The 14,322-nt window shown below is 64.0% G+C and carries 12 protein-coding genes; 7 read left to right on the forward strand and 5 right to left on the reverse strand.

Translation table 11 applies throughout. The annotated features are described in order from the left end of the window. Window positions 1-161: 161 nt before the first annotated feature. Complete coding sequence (locus tag JQK88_RS21550) at window positions 162-1,127, reverse strand: RgsD C-terminal domain-containing protein (RefSeq protein WP_192258772.1); 966 nt, start codon at window positions 1,125-1,127, stop codon at window positions 162-164. A gap of 166 nt (window positions 1,128-1,293) precedes the next feature. Between JQK88_RS21550 and JQK88_RS21555 the strand changes: the two genes are divergently transcribed. Continuing rightward, window positions 1,294-1,878 carry a nitroreductase family protein gene (locus JQK88_RS21555; protein WP_192258771.1) on the forward strand — a complete coding sequence of 195 codons (585 nt, stop codon included), beginning with the start codon at window positions 1,294-1,296 and terminating at the stop codon, window positions 1,876-1,878. A 70-nt stretch (window positions 1,879-1,948) separates the two neighbouring features. Here the strand turns inward: JQK88_RS21555 and JQK88_RS21560 are convergent, their stop codons facing one another. After that, entirely contained in the window at window positions 1,949-2,830 is an 882-nt protein-coding gene (locus tag JQK88_RS21560) for an HpcH/HpaI aldolase/citrate lyase family protein (RefSeq protein ID WP_192258770.1), read from the reverse strand. Further along, window positions 2,830-3,342, reverse strand: a complete 513-nt coding sequence (locus JQK88_RS21565; RefSeq protein WP_446669881.1) for a MaoC family dehydratase — start codon at window positions 3,340-3,342, stop codon at window positions 2,830-2,832. Before JQK88_RS21565 ends, JQK88_RS21560 begins: the two co-directional genes overlap by 1 nt. A gap of 92 nt (window positions 3,343-3,434) precedes the next feature. Here JQK88_RS21565 and JQK88_RS21570 point away from each other — a divergent pair, with 92 nt between their 5' ends. Continuing rightward, on the forward strand, window positions 3,435-4,556 hold the full coding sequence (locus JQK88_RS21570) for a DUF2336 domain-containing protein (RefSeq protein WP_203279401.1): 1,122 nt from the start codon (window positions 3,435-3,437) through the stop codon (window positions 4,554-4,556). A gap of 4 nt (window positions 4,557-4,560) precedes the next feature. Here JQK88_RS21570 and JQK88_RS21575 read toward each other — a convergent pair whose 3' ends face one another. After that, window positions 4,561-6,630, reverse strand: coding sequence for an FUSC family protein (locus tag JQK88_RS21575; RefSeq protein ID WP_203279402.1), 2,070 nt, complete (start codon window positions 6,628-6,630; stop codon window positions 4,561-4,563). Between the two features lie 44 nt (window positions 6,631-6,674). Further along, complete coding sequence (parE, locus tag JQK88_RS21580; RefSeq protein WP_112564842.1) at window positions 6,675-8,729, reverse strand: DNA topoisomerase IV subunit B; 2,055 nt, start codon at window positions 8,727-8,729, stop codon at window positions 6,675-6,677. A gap of 260 nt (window positions 8,730-8,989) precedes the next feature. Between parE and cpaB the strand changes: the two genes are divergently transcribed. From cpaB to JQK88_RS21605, 5 genes are all read left to right on the forward strand, one after another. Then, window positions 8,990-9,895 carry a Flp pilus assembly protein CpaB gene (gene cpaB / locus JQK88_RS21585; RefSeq protein ID WP_192258766.1) on the forward strand — a complete coding sequence of 302 codons (906 nt, stop codon included), beginning with the start codon at window positions 8,990-8,992 and terminating at the stop codon, window positions 9,893-9,895. Between the two features lie 78 nt (window positions 9,896-9,973). Next, complete coding sequence (locus tag JQK88_RS21590; RefSeq protein ID WP_246501858.1) at window positions 9,974-11,374, forward strand: type II and III secretion system protein family protein; 1,401 nt, start codon at window positions 9,974-9,976, stop codon at window positions 11,372-11,374. Between the two features lie 4 nt (window positions 11,375-11,378). Continuing rightward, window positions 11,379-11,645 carry a hypothetical protein gene (locus JQK88_RS21595; protein WP_192258764.1) on the forward strand — a complete coding sequence of 89 codons (267 nt, stop codon included), beginning with the start codon at window positions 11,379-11,381 and terminating at the stop codon, window positions 11,643-11,645. A 44-nt stretch (window positions 11,646-11,689) separates the two neighbouring features. Then, window positions 11,690-12,904, forward strand: coding sequence for a CpaE/TadZ family protein (locus JQK88_RS21600; RefSeq protein WP_203279403.1), 1,215 nt, complete (start codon window positions 11,690-11,692; stop codon window positions 12,902-12,904). Next, complete coding sequence (locus tag JQK88_RS21605; protein ID WP_192258762.1) at window positions 12,901-14,322, forward strand: TadA family conjugal transfer-associated ATPase; 1,422 nt, start codon at window positions 12,901-12,903, stop codon at window positions 14,320-14,322. Before JQK88_RS21600 ends, JQK88_RS21605 begins: the two co-directional genes overlap by 4 nt.

Here is a 14,322-nt window from a genome sequence, read left to right on the forward strand (position 1 = left end):
ATAAGGAGCGTGGCGCTCTATGCCGGCGCACCTGAGATTCCAGAAAACTTCTATCCGCGTCGCTCAGAACGACGACGTCCGCCTGCCTGCCAACCATCGATCAAACTCCTGCTCTTGTGACAGAAGCCGAACAAAATGAACCTTACTTTGGTTCCAGGTGACTAGTCGGCGCCTTCCTCGGGATCGATCGCCGAGGCCTCGGTGGCTAGGACCTCGATCTCCTGGTTCTGTCCGGCAACGACGGTAAAATCCTTCTGGTAGATGCGGTCGCGGTTCTTGGCGATGATGGTGTATTGGCCTTCGGCCAGCACCATCGAGGCGAAGGCGCCGACGGCTTCCTTGATCGGATCGCCGGATTCGTTGAGCAGCGACCAGGATGTATCGGCGATGGCTTCGCCGCCGGTCTCGCGCACCAGCTTCATGGTCATTTCAGCCGCACGATGCTCGACCGTGGCTTCGGTCAGCTTGCCGGCCTCGACGCGTATGTCGGAGCGAATGACGGCATTCACAGCGCCATAGGTGGAGACGACATGGTAGACGCCGGCGTTGAGCCGCACGACGCTGTTCGGCTCGACATCGGGGATGATCAAAGCACGGTCGCCATTGGCCTCCGCGGTGCCCTCATAGATGGAAAAGCGCAGCTTTTTCGGCGGAATGCGCACGCCGCCCGACAGCACCGCGTCGAGCTTGAGGCCGCCGGCATCGAGCACCAGGCTTTCGCGCTTGGCGTCCTTGCCGACGGTGATGCGCTTGGTGGCGCCGGCGCGTCCGTAGGAGGCGTGCACCAGATAGCTGCCCGGTTCGAGCTGGAACACCGCGGTGCCGCCATGCGCGGACGCCACCATCGGCAGCTTGCCGTCGCTGGCGGCCTCGGGCTTGAACACGCGCCAGACGATGCCGCGGGTGATATCGGCGCCCTTGTCGGTAAGTTGGGCCGACAGCGTTATGGCGCCACCGCCACTAAGCGCCAGCGACGTCCCGCTCTTGGGCGATGTATAGCTCGAAATATCGGGGAGTTTCAGATTGGAGATGCCGTCGGCATTCTGCGCGATGGCCATCGAGGCCGGCGCCATCAACAGCGCGGCGGCGAGCCAAATCAGGAAAAGGCGCAATGTCCCCTCAAACATGCCTTGCGTTGAAGCCCAAGGCGGTGGCAATTTCAAGGCTTAAGAGTCCGGTCCGCCTTGGCAACAGGCTCTTTCGTCCGGCGCGTCCGCGCCAATGCCCGAGCCGCCCCGATCCGCAATGGCGCGCTTCAGCTCAAAATCGAGTGCTTTAGGAGACTAGGCCCCCATGGCGTCGCCGATCATCGACTTCCTGCTGACCCGAAATTCCGCACCGATCCCTGAATTGAAGGAGCCGGCGCCCAGCGATGCCGATATCGCGACCATGATCGCGGCTGCAAGCCGTGTGCCTGATCACGGCCGGCTGGAGCCCTGGCGCTTCATCCTCTATCGCGGCCAAGCACGCGTCGAGATCGGCAGGAAGCTGGCCGCCCTTGCCGAACAGCGCGAAGGGCCGTTGCCGGAAAACCGCCATAACCAGGAACTGGCGCGGTTTTCGCGTGCGCCGCTGGTGATCGGCGTGGTGTCGGTTCCGAAGGACAACCCAAAAATCCCGCAATGGGAAATGTTCCTGTCCGGCGGCATGGCGGCGATGAACCTGATGATCGCGGCCAATGCGCTGGGCTACGGCACCAACATGATCAGCAACTGGTATTCCGACGTGGCCGAGGGCAGGGCACTGCTTGGGCTGGCGCCGCAAGAACGCGTCGTCGGCTTCGTCCATATCGGCTCCTACCAGGGGCCGGCGCCGGAACGGCCGCGGCCCGATCCGGCAAAGCTCTACGCCGACTATACGGGGCCGTGGAAGGCTTGAAGGCGTGCCGTCGTGAGCCGGCGCATCCGTGCCGACGAGCGGCCGTTGGGCGGCGTTACACTCAACGGGACTAAGTAGAAACGCCCGCAGCGCCGGCCCGGGCCAGGAGCCGTTCGGCCAGCCGCAGATGTGGCCGGTCATACATCTTGCCGTCAATGCCGACCACGCCGGGATTTCCGGCAGCTTCGAACGCTGCGACGATGGCCTGCGATCGTTCAATCGCCTCGGCCGATGGCGTGAAGGCGGCATTGATGACCGGTACTTGCGCCGGATGGATCGCCATCTTGCCGGTAAAGCCGTCGCGCTCGGCCTCGGCGCATTCGGCTTCGAAGGCAGCTATGTCACGAAAGGCGGGGAAGACCGTGTCGATCGCCGCGACTTCGGCCGCGCCGGCGGCGAGGATGGTCATGGAGCGGGCAAGACGGAAGACATCGGTATAGCGGCCGTTGTCGTCGCGCGCGGCGCGCGCACCGATCGCAGCCGACAGATCTTCCGCACCCCAGGTGAGGCCGGCAAGCCGGGCGCTTGCCCCCGCATAGCTCGCGGCGGCAAGCACGCCGGCAGCGGTCTCGGTGATGATCGGCAGGATTTTTATGCCGCCGTCCGGCAATCCGTTTTCGGCTTCGTGCACGCGGAGCTTTGCAGAGAGCTGCTGAACATCCTGGCCGCTGTTCGACTTCGGCAGCATGATGCCGTCGGGTTTGACTGCCACCAGCACTGCCAGATCATCGTCGGTCAATCCGGTCGAGAGATCGTTGACTCTGATATAGATGGCGGAGCTTGTCTGCCGCCTGTTGCCGGCAATGAAGCGTGCCGCGATCTCGCGCGCCGCCACCTTGTTTTGTGGCGCGACGGAATCCTCGAGGTCGACGATGACCACGTCGGCGCCGGCGCCAAAGCCTTTCTCCAGCTTCTTTTCGGAATCGCCGGGCACAAACAGCAGCGAGCGCATCAGATCGCCTTTTTCATCATCATCGCCTGACGCGTGCATTTGGCGACAAGCACATCGCTCTGATTGTAGGCGCGATGTTCGAACTCGACGATGCCGCGGTCCGGTTTCGATTTCGAATCCCGGACCGAGAGCACCGTCGTCTCGACACGGATGGTGTCGCCGTGGAAGACCGGGTGGGGAAACACCGTCTCCTTCATGCCGAGATTGGCGACCGTGGTGCCGACGGTGATGTCATTGACGGAAATGCCGATCATCAGGCCGAGCGTGAACAGTGAATTGACCAGCGGTCTGCCCCATTCGCTTTTGGCGGCGAAGTCGAAGTCGATATGCAGCGGCTGCGGGTTCAGCGTCATCACCGAAAACAGCATGTTGTCGCTTTCGGTGACGGTCTTTCGCAGAGTGTGCCGGAAGACATGGCCGACGACGAACTCTTCGAGATAAAGCCCGGCCATCGTTGTTCTCCTCTCCTGCCTGACGGTTGATAGGCGCTGCCCATGCCACCCGCAAGCCAGTTAATAAACATGGTGAACCGTTCGTAAACCTTTTCTGCCTAGGGTCATTCCTGGGGCCGGAAGCTTTCCGGCAAGGGGCATAAGCAGGCAGTATGGTTGTCTCGCATCTTCTCAAATGGATCTACACGGCGAGGGTTTCGGAGCGTGCCGCGGCGGCGAGCGCGCTCGCCCGCGCCTATATCAATTCCGACCTGCCGTTCGAGGACCGCTGCGCCGCCGAGGCGGCGCTGACGCTGCTGCTTGACGACGCCTCGTCGAAGGTGCGGCTGGCGCTGGCCGAGGCACTGTCGATGAGCCACCACGCGCCGCTGCAGATCATCAGCGCGCTCGCCTCCGACCAGCCGGAGGTTGCAGCCCTGGTGCTGGCACGCTCGCCGCTGCTCACCGATGCCGACCTGATCGACCGTGTTGCGGCCGGTCACAAGGCGACGCAAAAGCTGATCGCCGACCGGCCGGTCGTTTCGATGGCGGTTGCCGCGGCCATTGCCGAGATCGGCGAACCGGAAGCATGCGCCGCGCTGCTCGCCAATGACGGCGCCGATATAGCATCGCTCAGCTTTCGCCGCATGGCCGAGCGGCATGGCCATATCGCTCATTTGCGCGAGGCTATGGTCACCGACAGCAGGCTGCCCGCCGACTGCCGGCACATGCTGCTGGTCAAGCTCGGCGAAACGCTGAAGGGTTCACCGCTGGTGATGGCGCTGATGGGGGCAGCCAGGGCCGAGCGCGTCACGCGCGATGCCTGCGTCAAGGCTTCGGTGCGGCTGGTCGAAGGCACGCGCACGGAGGAACATGCCGCACTCATCGAACATCTGCGCCTGCGCGGCGACCTGACCGCAAGTTTCATCATCCGCACCATTGCCCATGGCAAGGTCGACTTTTTCGGCTCGACCCTGGTCGCGCTCAGCCAGCAGTCGGAGCAACGGGTGCGGGCGCTGCTTGCCGGCGGACAAGACGTTGCGCTGCAGGCGCTGTTTCGCAGCGCCGGCCTTGCCGCGCCCACCCACGCCATCATCCTGCGGGCGCTCAAGATCTGGCGCGAGGTCGCCAATGGCAAGCGCGTCGCCGGCGTCCAGGAAGTCAGCTGGCTGATGCTGAAGGAACTCGGCGGCCAGTCCACCGAGGGCGATCTCGCCGGCCTGGTCAAGTCGATCCATCTCGACGCGCTGCGCGAAAACGCGCGCGGCCATGCGCTGGCGATCGCCGCAGCTTAACTGCTTAGCCCCGATCCTTGGCGAAAAAGTCCGGAAAGTTCTCGATTGCGGCGGCGATGATGCGGAGCGAGGCTGCAATCTGCAGTGTGTCGGCACTGCCGCTGCGTTCGCTGAGGCCGGCTGCATATTGCCGGGCGACGGCGATGGTTGCCGTCTGCGGATCGCCGGGTGCGCGAAACAGCAGTTCACGCGCCAGGCCGCGCAGGAAATTGCCGATCGAAAGCGCGGTTTCGGAAGGCGTGGCCGGCCTCTGCTGCGCGGTGCGCAGCCGCAGGATCTCGAGGCCGACGGTGACGGCGGCAACGCTGCCGCCGAGGACGGCATCGCCTTTCCTGCCGGCATTCTGCAACAGCGGCATCAACTGGTTGATGCGGTCATAGGCCAGGCTCTCGAAGGCCGAACGCCGCGGCACACGCTCATGCAGGCAAAGCCGGGCCAGATCCTCGCGCATGGCGCGTACGATGCGGTTGGCCGCGAGCCATGGGTCGGCGGGCAGCACCACGATAAAGACACCGATCGCCAGCAGGATGCCGACCAGCACCGACGCCGAGCCGGCGAAGAACGGGCCTGGAGCATAGGTCATCGCCTGATGCGGGCTGAGGAAGGCGAGGAAATTGATTGCAAAGGCGGTCGCCACCCCGACGGTGCGCGGATTGGCCATGCCCAGCGCCGTCGGAATCAGGATCGGCACGACAAACAGCGTGAACCAGCCGAAGCCGGGCAGGGCGGGCAGCGCGACCTGGCCGACAAGGAAGGCAAAGGGCAAAGCCAGCAGCGTTCCCCTGAAGAAGCCCCAGGACACCTGCACCGGGTCAGGCCGGGCGGCGAAAAGACTGGAGACGACGGCCACGAGAATGACGGTGCCGGCCGCATCGGACCATTTCGTCGCCAGCCAGAAGGCTGCCACCGCCAGCGTGGCGAGGGCCGCGCGTATGGCATTGCGAAAAGCGCCGGGGTAGTCGCGGTGCACCACCAGCGCGGGCTGCTGCCTGTTGCCTTGACCAGGACGGGTCACCGGTGCGCGCAGGGCATCGAGACCGCGCAGCACCTGCTTGAAGGCTTCGGCGAAATCGGCGGCGATGGTGAGGCGCGTTATGGTGCCGACCCTGTCGTCGCCTTGATCGGTCGAGGCATCGGGCATTTGCCGGGCCTTGCCGGCAATCGCGTCGAGCCGCGTCACCCATGGTGACGTGTCGTCCAGCGCCTCGGGCGTGGCGGCTAGTTCGCTGACCAGCGACTGCAGTTCCGAGCGCACCGGAATGAGTGCCGCGTTTTTGGGAGCGGCGTGAGAATGCAAGGCACGTGCGGCCGACAGCGCCGACAGGAGCTGGCCGATGGTGCGCCGGACCGGATGGGCGCGGGTGGCGAAGCTCGGCGCTTCGAGCCTTGCATAGGTGCGCATTTCGGCCAGCGTCTGGGCGTCAGCAATAAGCTTGCGGTGCAGGCCGGCCAGCGTCGCCGGGTCGCCGCCGGAAAAAGCGCCGCCGGCATAGGTGGCAAGGTCGAGGATGCTGCGCTTCAGCCTGGAGATGATGGCGTCGACCGCCAGCTTGGGCAGGATCAGACGGCTCGTCAGCCCAGCACAGACAATGCCGAGCACAATCTCGGCGCAGCGCGCGACAGCGAGATCGACGATCACATGCGGCTGGCCGAAGGCCGGCAGCCCGATGATCATCGCGGTATAGCCGGCAAGGGCGGCGCCATAGGCTTCCGGGTTGCGCAGCAGCGACGAAACCAGCGTGCACAGGCCGATCCAGACGGACAGGGCAGTCACCAGAAGCCATGGATTGGCGCCGAAAATCGAGGTGATGCCGATCGCCGCAAGCCCACCGGCCAGCGTGCCGAGCAGCCGGTAAAAGCCTTTCGCCAGCACCATACCGGCGACCGGCTGGGCGACGATGAAGACTGTCATCATCGCCCATTGCGGGTGTTCGAGTTTTAGCGCGTAGGCAACGAGAAGCGCGATCAGGCCGGCCGAAACGGTGCGTAGCGCGAAAATCCAGTCCGAGCGTGTCGGCTGAGTCAGCCCCGCCAAACTGGCTTCGAAATAGCTCTTCAGCCGCGCCCAGATCACAAGCTGGTCTCCGTATCGGAAGCGCAGGCTAGACCGGCTGACGCTCAGATATCCAGCACTTCCGTCGCGGCGAATTCGGCGCGTTCCTGGATGAAGCGGAAGCGGGCCTCAGGCTTGGTTCCCATCAGCGCGTCGACCGCATCCTTGGTCGCCGCCACGGCATCGATGACATCGACCCTGAGCAGCGTGCGCTTCCTCGGGTCCATGGTGGTTTCCTTGAGCTGCGCGGCCATCATCTCGCCCAGGCCCTTGAAGCGGCCGATCTCGACCTTGGCGCGGCCGGTGAACTCGGTGCGCAAGAGCTCGTCCTTGTGCGCATCGTCGCGGGCGTAGGCAACCTTGCCGCCTTGCCGGATCGAATAGAGCGGCGGCACAGCCAGATAGAGATGGCCGCCATTCACCAGGTTCGGCATTTCCTGGTAGAAGAAGGTGATCAGCAGCGAGGCGATGTGGGCGCCGTCGACGTCGGCGTCGGTCATGATGATGACGCGGTCGTAGCGCAGATCCTCGTCGCGGTATTTTGAGCGCGTGCCGCAGCCGAGCGCCTGGATCAGGTCCGAAATCTGCTGGTTGGCGGCCAGCTTGTCGTTGCCAGCGCTGGCGACGTTGAGGATTTTTCCGCGCAGCGGCAGGACCGCCTGGCTGGCGCGGTCGCGCGCCTGCTTGGCCGAGCCGCCGGCCGAGTCGCCTTCGACGATGAACAGCTCGGCGCCGGCTGCGGCATTCTGCGTGCAGTCGGCGAGCTTGCCGGGTAGCCTGAGCTTGCGCACCGCGCTCTTGCGCGACACTTCCTTTTCCTGACGCCGGCGCACCCGTTCGTCGGCGCGCGCGATCACCCATTCCAAGAGCTTGGAGGCTTCCTGCGGATTGTCGGCCAGCCAATGGTCGAAGGGATCGCGGATGGCGGTCTCGACAATGCGGATGGCCTCGATCGTTGCCAGCCGATCCTTGGTCTGGCCGACGAATTCCGGCTCGCGGATGAACACCGACAGCATGCCTGCCGCCGAGATCATGACGTCTTCGGAGGTGACGATCGAGGCGCGCTTGTTGCCGACGAGGTCGGCATAGGCGCGAAGCCCGCGCGTCAGCACATTGCGGAAGCCGGCCTCATGCGTGCCGCCTTCGCCGGTCGGGATGGTGTTGCAGTAGGAATTGATGAAGCCGTCGCCGCCGAACCAGGTCACCGCCCATTCCAGCGAACCGTGGCCGCCCTGCTTCTCGCTCTTGCCGGCGAAGATTTCGCGCGTCACCTGGAAGTCGTCGCCGAGCGATGCCTTGAGGTAGTCCTTCAGGCCGCCGGGGAAATGGAACTCCGCCTTGGCCGGCGTCTGGTCCTTTTCCTTGATCAGCGACGGATCGCAGCTCCAGCGGATCTCGACACCGCCGAACAGGTAGGCTTTCGAGCGCGTCATGCGATAGAGCCGCGCCGGCTCGAAGGCTGCGCCCTTGCCGAAGATCTGCTCGTCGGGATGGAAGCGGATCTTGGTGCCGCGGCGGTTGTGCACTTCGCCGAGCTGCTCCAGCCCGCTTACCGGAACGCCACGAGAGAATCTTTGGCGGTAGAGCTGGCGGCCTCGCGCCACTTCGACTTCGAGATGGTCCGACAGCGCATTGACGACGGAGACGCCGACGCCGTGCAGGCCGCCCGAGGTCTCATAAACCTTTGAGTCGAATTTGCCGCCCGAATGCAGCGTCGTCATGATGACTTCGAGCGCCGGCTTCTTGAATTTAGGATGCGGATCGACCGGGATGCCGCGGCCATTGTCGGTAACGGTCAGAAACCCGTCGGCCGAAAGCTCGACGTCGATGAAGGTGGCATGGCCGGCGACCGCCTCGTCCATCGAATTGTCGATGACCTCGGCGAACAGATGGTGCATCGCCTTGTCATCGGTGCCGCCAATATACATGCCGGGACGGCGCCGCACCGGCTCCAGCCCTTCCAGCACCTCGATGTCGGCAGCGCTGTAGCCTTCGCTGCCATCCTTGGTCGCAACGGGACGCTTCGCGGCCTGCACCAGCGGATCAGCTGGGCGCGCCGTTGTCCGGGTCGGTTGGGGCTGCTTTTCCAGATTGCCGAAAAGATCGTTGTTGTCGTCCATGCCTGCCATAGAATCCGGTGCCGCGAATCACCCGTCGATACTGCCACGCTTTTCAGCGCCAAGCGACGGAAGTTCCTGTTACGTTCGGGGATTTAACCCCTTCTTATCCTAAAACCTTTCGATAACCAAGCCGGCGGAAATAGGTCCGTGCGGACCGGCCGGGATTCCTGAATCTTTAACCAAGCGGCCTAGTGTGGGCCTCAATAAACAAAAGACCATCAGGGTGTCAGGGGTTAGTTGTGAGGGGCAAGGCCATAACTATGATCGGAATCGCCGCCGTCTTCGGCGCGATCTCGATCTTTGCCGCGGATTTCTGGGTCAAGAGCCAGGCCAGGACCGATGCCGAGGAAAAGACGGCAGCGATCCCGGCGCCCGTGACCCCAAAAGTTGAGTTCAAGACCATTGTGGTGGCCAACGCACCGCTGCGTTACGGCATGGAACTCGACCGCGCACAGCTCACCGAAATCCCATGGTCGGAAGAGTCCGTGCCGCAGGGCGCCTTCACCACCATCAATGCATTGCTTGCCGAAGGCAGCCGTGTTGTACTGTCGCCGATCGAGATCAACGAGCCGGTGCTGCTCAGCAAGCTGTCTGGGCCGAACGGCCGCGCGACGCTGTCCAACATGATGACGCCCGGCATGCGGGCGGTGACCATCCGCACCGATGAGATCGCCGGGGTCGGCGGCTTCGTGATGCCGGGCGACCGCGTCGACGTGGTGCTGACACGCGATGCCGGCGAAATCCAGGAAGTGGCCAAGAATGCGCAAGGCGCGGCCGGTTCGACCGTTACCTCCGAAATCGTCGTCTCCGACGCCAGGGTGCTGACCGTCGGCCAGGGCGCCGACGAGCGCCAGACCACGCCGCAGATCGCCAATTCCGTAACCATCGAGGTAACAACGGACGGCGCGCAGAAAGTGGCGCTTGCCCGCACCGTCGGCACCTTGTCGCTGTCGCTCCGCTCCTCCGCCGACGGCGGTGCCGCAAAGGACGGCGTCACCACCATCTCATCCTTCGGCGGGTCGGTCGCCTCCGGCGTCCAGGCCGCTGCCGGCGCGCTGTTCACGGCCGCGACCAAGGAGCCTGAGAAGCCGAAATTCAAGACGATCATCGTGACGCGCGGCACGCAGGTCGAGGAATACCAGGTTCCTGCGCGGGACCAGCCATAACTGCCGGTGGGGACCGGGCGAGGGACGGGACAGATGTCGGGACTTCATGCATATCGGATGACGAAAGGGCTGCGCCCAATGCGGGCGTTTGCGATGGCGGCTTGCCTCGCCGCGGCCGCAATGCTCGGCCTCAGCGCGCCGGCCAAGGCAGACAACGACATCGTCTATGTGTCGTCGACCAAGAATGCGTCGATCAAGGTGGCCAAGGGCAAGCCGAAGACGATCATGACCAATGCCGCCTTCTACCAGATCGTCATCGGCGATCCGGAGATCGCAAACGTCAATCCGCTGACCGACAAATCCTTCTATGTGCTGGGCAACAATCTCGGCACCACCGGCGTCGCGTTGTTCGACGAGAACAAGCAGCTGGTCGGCACCATCGACATCGAGGTGACGCTGGACACCGACCAGCTGGCCAGCACCATCCGCGCCAGCGTGCCGGATGCCAAGATCAAGGTCGGCTCGGCCAATGGCCGCGTCGTGCTGTCGGGAGAGGCGGATGACGCGGTCGCCGCCGAGAAGGCGAGCAAGATCGCCAGCCGCTTCTCCGGCAATGAGGAAGTGATCAATTCGGTCAACATCTCGTCCTCGCAGCAGGTTCAGCTCAACGTCCGCTTCGTCGAGATCAACCGCCAGGCCGGACAGGATCTCGGCGCCAAATACAGCGCCAATTTCGCTTACGGCCTTGGCGGGCGCGACGTCACCATCGAGCCGGGCTCGTTGCCGGCGGCGGGCAATGGCGAGATCATCGGCCGGCTGCTGTCGAACGGCCTGTCGATCGACGTTGCCATCAAGGCCCTGGAAGAGCGCGGCCTTGCCAGGCGGCTGGCCGAGCCGAACCTGATCGCCCGTTCGGGGCAGACGGCAAGCTTCCTTGCCGGCGGCGAGTTTCCGATCCCGGTCTCCGAGGACAATGGCAAGATCTCCGTCAGCTACAAGAAATACGGCGTCAGCCTGGATTTCACGCCAACCGTGCTGAAGGACGGGCTGGTCAGCCTCGACATCGCGCCGGAAGTGTCTTCGATCGATGCCTCGGCCTCCTACAATATCGGTGAGATTTCGGTGCCGGGCTTCATCGTGCGCCGCGCCAGGACATCGGTCGACCTGAAGAACGGCCAGAGCTTCATGATCGCCGGTCTGCTTCAATCGCAGAACGACATCACCACGTCGCGCCTTCCCGGCCTCGGCAAGCTGCCGGTGCTCGGCCCGCTGTTCTCTTCGAAATCCTATCAGCGGCGCGAGACCGATCTGGTGATCATCGTCACCCCCTATCTGGTCAAGCCGGTCGATCCGTCGAAGAAGTTGCTCGAGCCGACCGACGGCACGCAGCCGGCCAGCAATGTCGACTATTTCCTCAACAACACCGAAGAAGTGAAGGCGTCCGACGCCAACCGCGCAATGGCAATGGCCAGCGGCAGCACGGCACAGCCGGCCCCGGTCACCACGGTCGGGCACTTCCTCGACCTGCCGAAGGATTGAAGCCATGCGCGTGGGACCATGCATTGCCCTGCTGCTCGCCGGCTTCGCCAGCGGCTGTACCAGCGACGACTATATCCGCTCCGAGGGGCCGACGACCGCCGCCGGCAACGCGCAAGCTGCCAATACGGCCATGCAGATGGTCGATCCCTGGAAATACGGCGTCCAGAACACCAGGCTGTTGGTGCCGGCGCAGCGCAGTGACGCGGCGGTCAACGCCGCCGATCAGGCGGCTGCTGCCAAGGCCGTGCAACCAACAGCGACAACCGATTGATTTGCCTGGCGATTTGACCGGGAATGACCTGACAGGCTGACAAAATGGCAAGCGGCATCAAGACCAAGAAAATCCTGCTGGTGTCCAGCGACCGGACCTTTGTGCAGGATACGCGCACCGCATTCGCGGCCTCGGAGGTGATCCAGCTTTCGACAGTCGAGAAGAATATTTCCGAACTGCGCGGCGAGGTCCAGGAAGCCGATTTCGGCGCGCTCATCGTCGACATGGACGCGGCGAAGCTGGAAGAGATCGAGTCGCTGCAGCGCATCATGCGCCGGCTCGAAGGCCGGGTTCCGGTCGTCGTCGTCACCCAGGAGTTCAACGCCGCCGCGGTGCGCATCCTCGTGCAGCTGCAGGTCGCCGATTTCCTGGTCAAGCCGATCACCACCGCAGACCTGGTGCGCTCCGTCATTCGCGCGCTGCAAGGGCCGGGACGCGAGGAAAACACCGAGTCGCAGATCTACACCTTCATGCCGGCCGCCGGCGGCGTCGGCACCACGACGCTGGCGTTGCAAACCGCCTTCCAGCTGCATCATTCGGTGACGCGCGGCGCGTCGACCTGCGTGGTCGACCTCAATTTCCAGCAGGGCGCCTGCGCCGAATATCTCGACCTTGAGCCGCGCTTCGACATCACCGAAATCGAGAACCAGCCCGAGCGCCTCGACCGGCAGCTGCTGGATGTGATGCTGTCCAAGCATGCCAGCGGGCTCTGCGTGCTGGCCGCCCCCACACATCCATCGGAAATGCGCTCGTTCAAGACCGATGTCGTGGTGCGCATGCTCGATCTCGTCTCGGCCTATTTCGACAATGTCGTCATCGACATGCCGCGCACCTGGTTTCCGTGGACGGAGACGGTGCTGCTCGGCTCCAACAAGCTCTACATCGTCGCCGAAATGACGGTGCCGTGCCTGCGCCACACACAGCGGCTGATCCAGGCGGTCTACGAGACGGCCGGCAAGGAAGTGAAGCCCAATGTCATCGTCAACCGGTTCGAGCAGAAGATGTTCGACAGCGGTATCAAGCAGGCGGATGTGCAGGAAATCCTCGGCGAGCATTTCGTCGGCGGCATCTCCAACAATTACCGGCTGGTGCGCGAAGCGGTCGACCGCGGCGTGCCGCTGCACGAGATCGACCCGAACGCCAATGTCGTCAACGATCTGAAGAAGATCATCCTGCCGGAGGAAGCCGTGGCGACGCCGGAGAAATCACGCTCGCTGTTCGGCATCGGCAGGGGCCTCCTGAAGAGGAAAGCGGGATGACCAGTCGCTTCTCGACCCTGCAGAACCGTGACGTCCGCCCGCTGAAGCCGGCCGATGCGGCGCCGGTCGCGCATCATGCGGTGGTCATTCCGACGATCCGCAAGGCCTCGCCGCCGAAGCCAGATACAACACCGGGAAAAAGCGCCAACAAGGTGCTCGACGCCCGCGTGCGCATTCACCGTCTGCTGCTCGAAGAAATCAACCTTGTCGCGCTGGAGCGCCTGCCCAAGGAAGAGATGCGCCGGCAGGTGCAGGAATTCGTATCGGAAAAGACCCGCCAGGAGCGGATGGCGATCAACACCGTCGAGCTCGAGTCGCTGGTCGACGACATCGTCGACGAGATGGTCGGCCTCGGTCCGCTGGAGCCGCTGCTCAAGGACCCCGACATCAACGACATCCTGATCAACGGCCACCAGAACTGCTTTGTCGAAAAACGCGGCAAGCTGCAGCAGGTCCACATCCCGTTCAAGGATGAGGCGCACCTGTTGCGCATCATCAACAAGATCGTCGCCGCCGTCGGTCGCCGGGTCGACGAATCGCAGCCGATGGTCGACGCCCGCATGCTCGACGGCTCGCGCTTCAATGCCGCCATCCGGCCGGTGGGCGTCGACGGGCCGCTGGTGTCGATCCGCAAGTTTTCCAAGAACAAGCTCGGCCTGCACAAACTGGTTGAGTTCGGCGCCATCACCCAGAATATGGCCGAGGTGCTGGCCGCCGCCGTGCATGCCCGCAAGACCACCATCATCTCGGGCGGCACAGGCACCGGCAAGACGACGATGCTCAACGCGCTGTCGGCCTTCATTCCGGAAGACGAGCGGCTGATCACCATCGAGGACGCGGCCGAACTGCAACTGCAGCAGCCGCATGTCGCGCGCATGGAAACGCGCCCCGCCAACATTGAAGGTCACGGCGAACTGAAGCAGCGCGACCTGGTCAAGAACGCGCTGCGCATGCGCCCCGACCGCGTCATCCTCGGCGAGTGCCGCGGCGAGGAGGCCTTCGACATGCTGCAGGCGATGAACACGGGCCATGAAGGTTCGATGGCGACCATCCACGCCAACACGCCACGCGATGCCATTTCACGCCTAGAGCAGATGCTGGGCATGACCGGCATGCCGATGACGGTGCAGTCGATCCGCAGCCAGATCGCCAGCGCGCTCGACCTTATCGTCCAGCTGACGCGTCTGTCCGACGGCAAGCGCAAGGTGACCAGCGTCGCCGAGGTGACCGGCATGGAAGGCGACGTCATCCAGATGCAGGAGATATTCCGCTTCGTGCGCACCGGCATGGAAGCCGACGGCACCATCCTCGGTCACTACGAGGCGACCGGCATTCGCCCGCGCTTTCTTGAGGATCTGCGCAATATGGGCATCGAATTCCCCGGTAAATATTTCGAACCCGGCCGACCGCAGGAGTAG

Source organism: Mesorhizobium caraganae (genome assembly GCF_016836705.1).
Lineage (GTDB): Bacteria > Pseudomonadota > Alphaproteobacteria > Rhizobiales > Rhizobiaceae > Mesorhizobium > Mesorhizobium caraganae.

What these genes read in the sequence shown, in the direction of transcription:
- JQK88_RS21550 (WP_192258772.1), bottom strand. Translation starts at nt 1,127, where the DNA reads ATGTTTGAGGGGACATTGCGCCTTTTCCTGATTTGGCTCGCCGCCGCG.
- JQK88_RS21555 (WP_192258771.1), top strand. Translation starts at nt 1,294, where the DNA reads ATGGCGTCGCCGATCATCGACTTCCTGCTGACCCGAAATTCCGCACCG.
- JQK88_RS21560 (WP_192258770.1), bottom strand. Translation starts at nt 2,830, where the DNA reads ATGCGCTCGCTGCTGTTTGTGCCCGGCGATTCCGAAAAGAAGCTGGAG.
- JQK88_RS21570 (WP_203279401.1), top strand. Translation starts at nt 3,435, where the DNA reads ATGGTTGTCTCGCATCTTCTCAAATGGATCTACACGGCGAGGGTTTCG.
- parE (WP_112564842.1), bottom strand. Translation starts at nt 8,729, where the DNA reads ATGGACGACAACAACGATCTTTTCGGCAATCTGGAAAAGCAGCCCCAA.
- cpaB (WP_192258766.1), top strand. Translation starts at nt 8,990, where the DNA reads ATGATCGGAATCGCCGCCGTCTTCGGCGCGATCTCGATCTTTGCCGCG.
- JQK88_RS21590 (WP_246501858.1), top strand. Translation starts at nt 9,974, where the DNA reads ATGCGGGCGTTTGCGATGGCGGCTTGCCTCGCCGCGGCCGCAATGCTC.
- JQK88_RS21595 (WP_192258764.1), top strand. Translation starts at nt 11,379, where the DNA reads ATGCGCGTGGGACCATGCATTGCCCTGCTGCTCGCCGGCTTCGCCAGC.
- JQK88_RS21600 (WP_203279403.1), top strand. Translation starts at nt 11,690, where the DNA reads ATGGCAAGCGGCATCAAGACCAAGAAAATCCTGCTGGTGTCCAGCGAC.
- JQK88_RS21605 (WP_192258762.1), top strand. Translation starts at nt 12,901, where the DNA reads ATGACCAGTCGCTTCTCGACCCTGCAGAACCGTGACGTCCGCCCGCTG.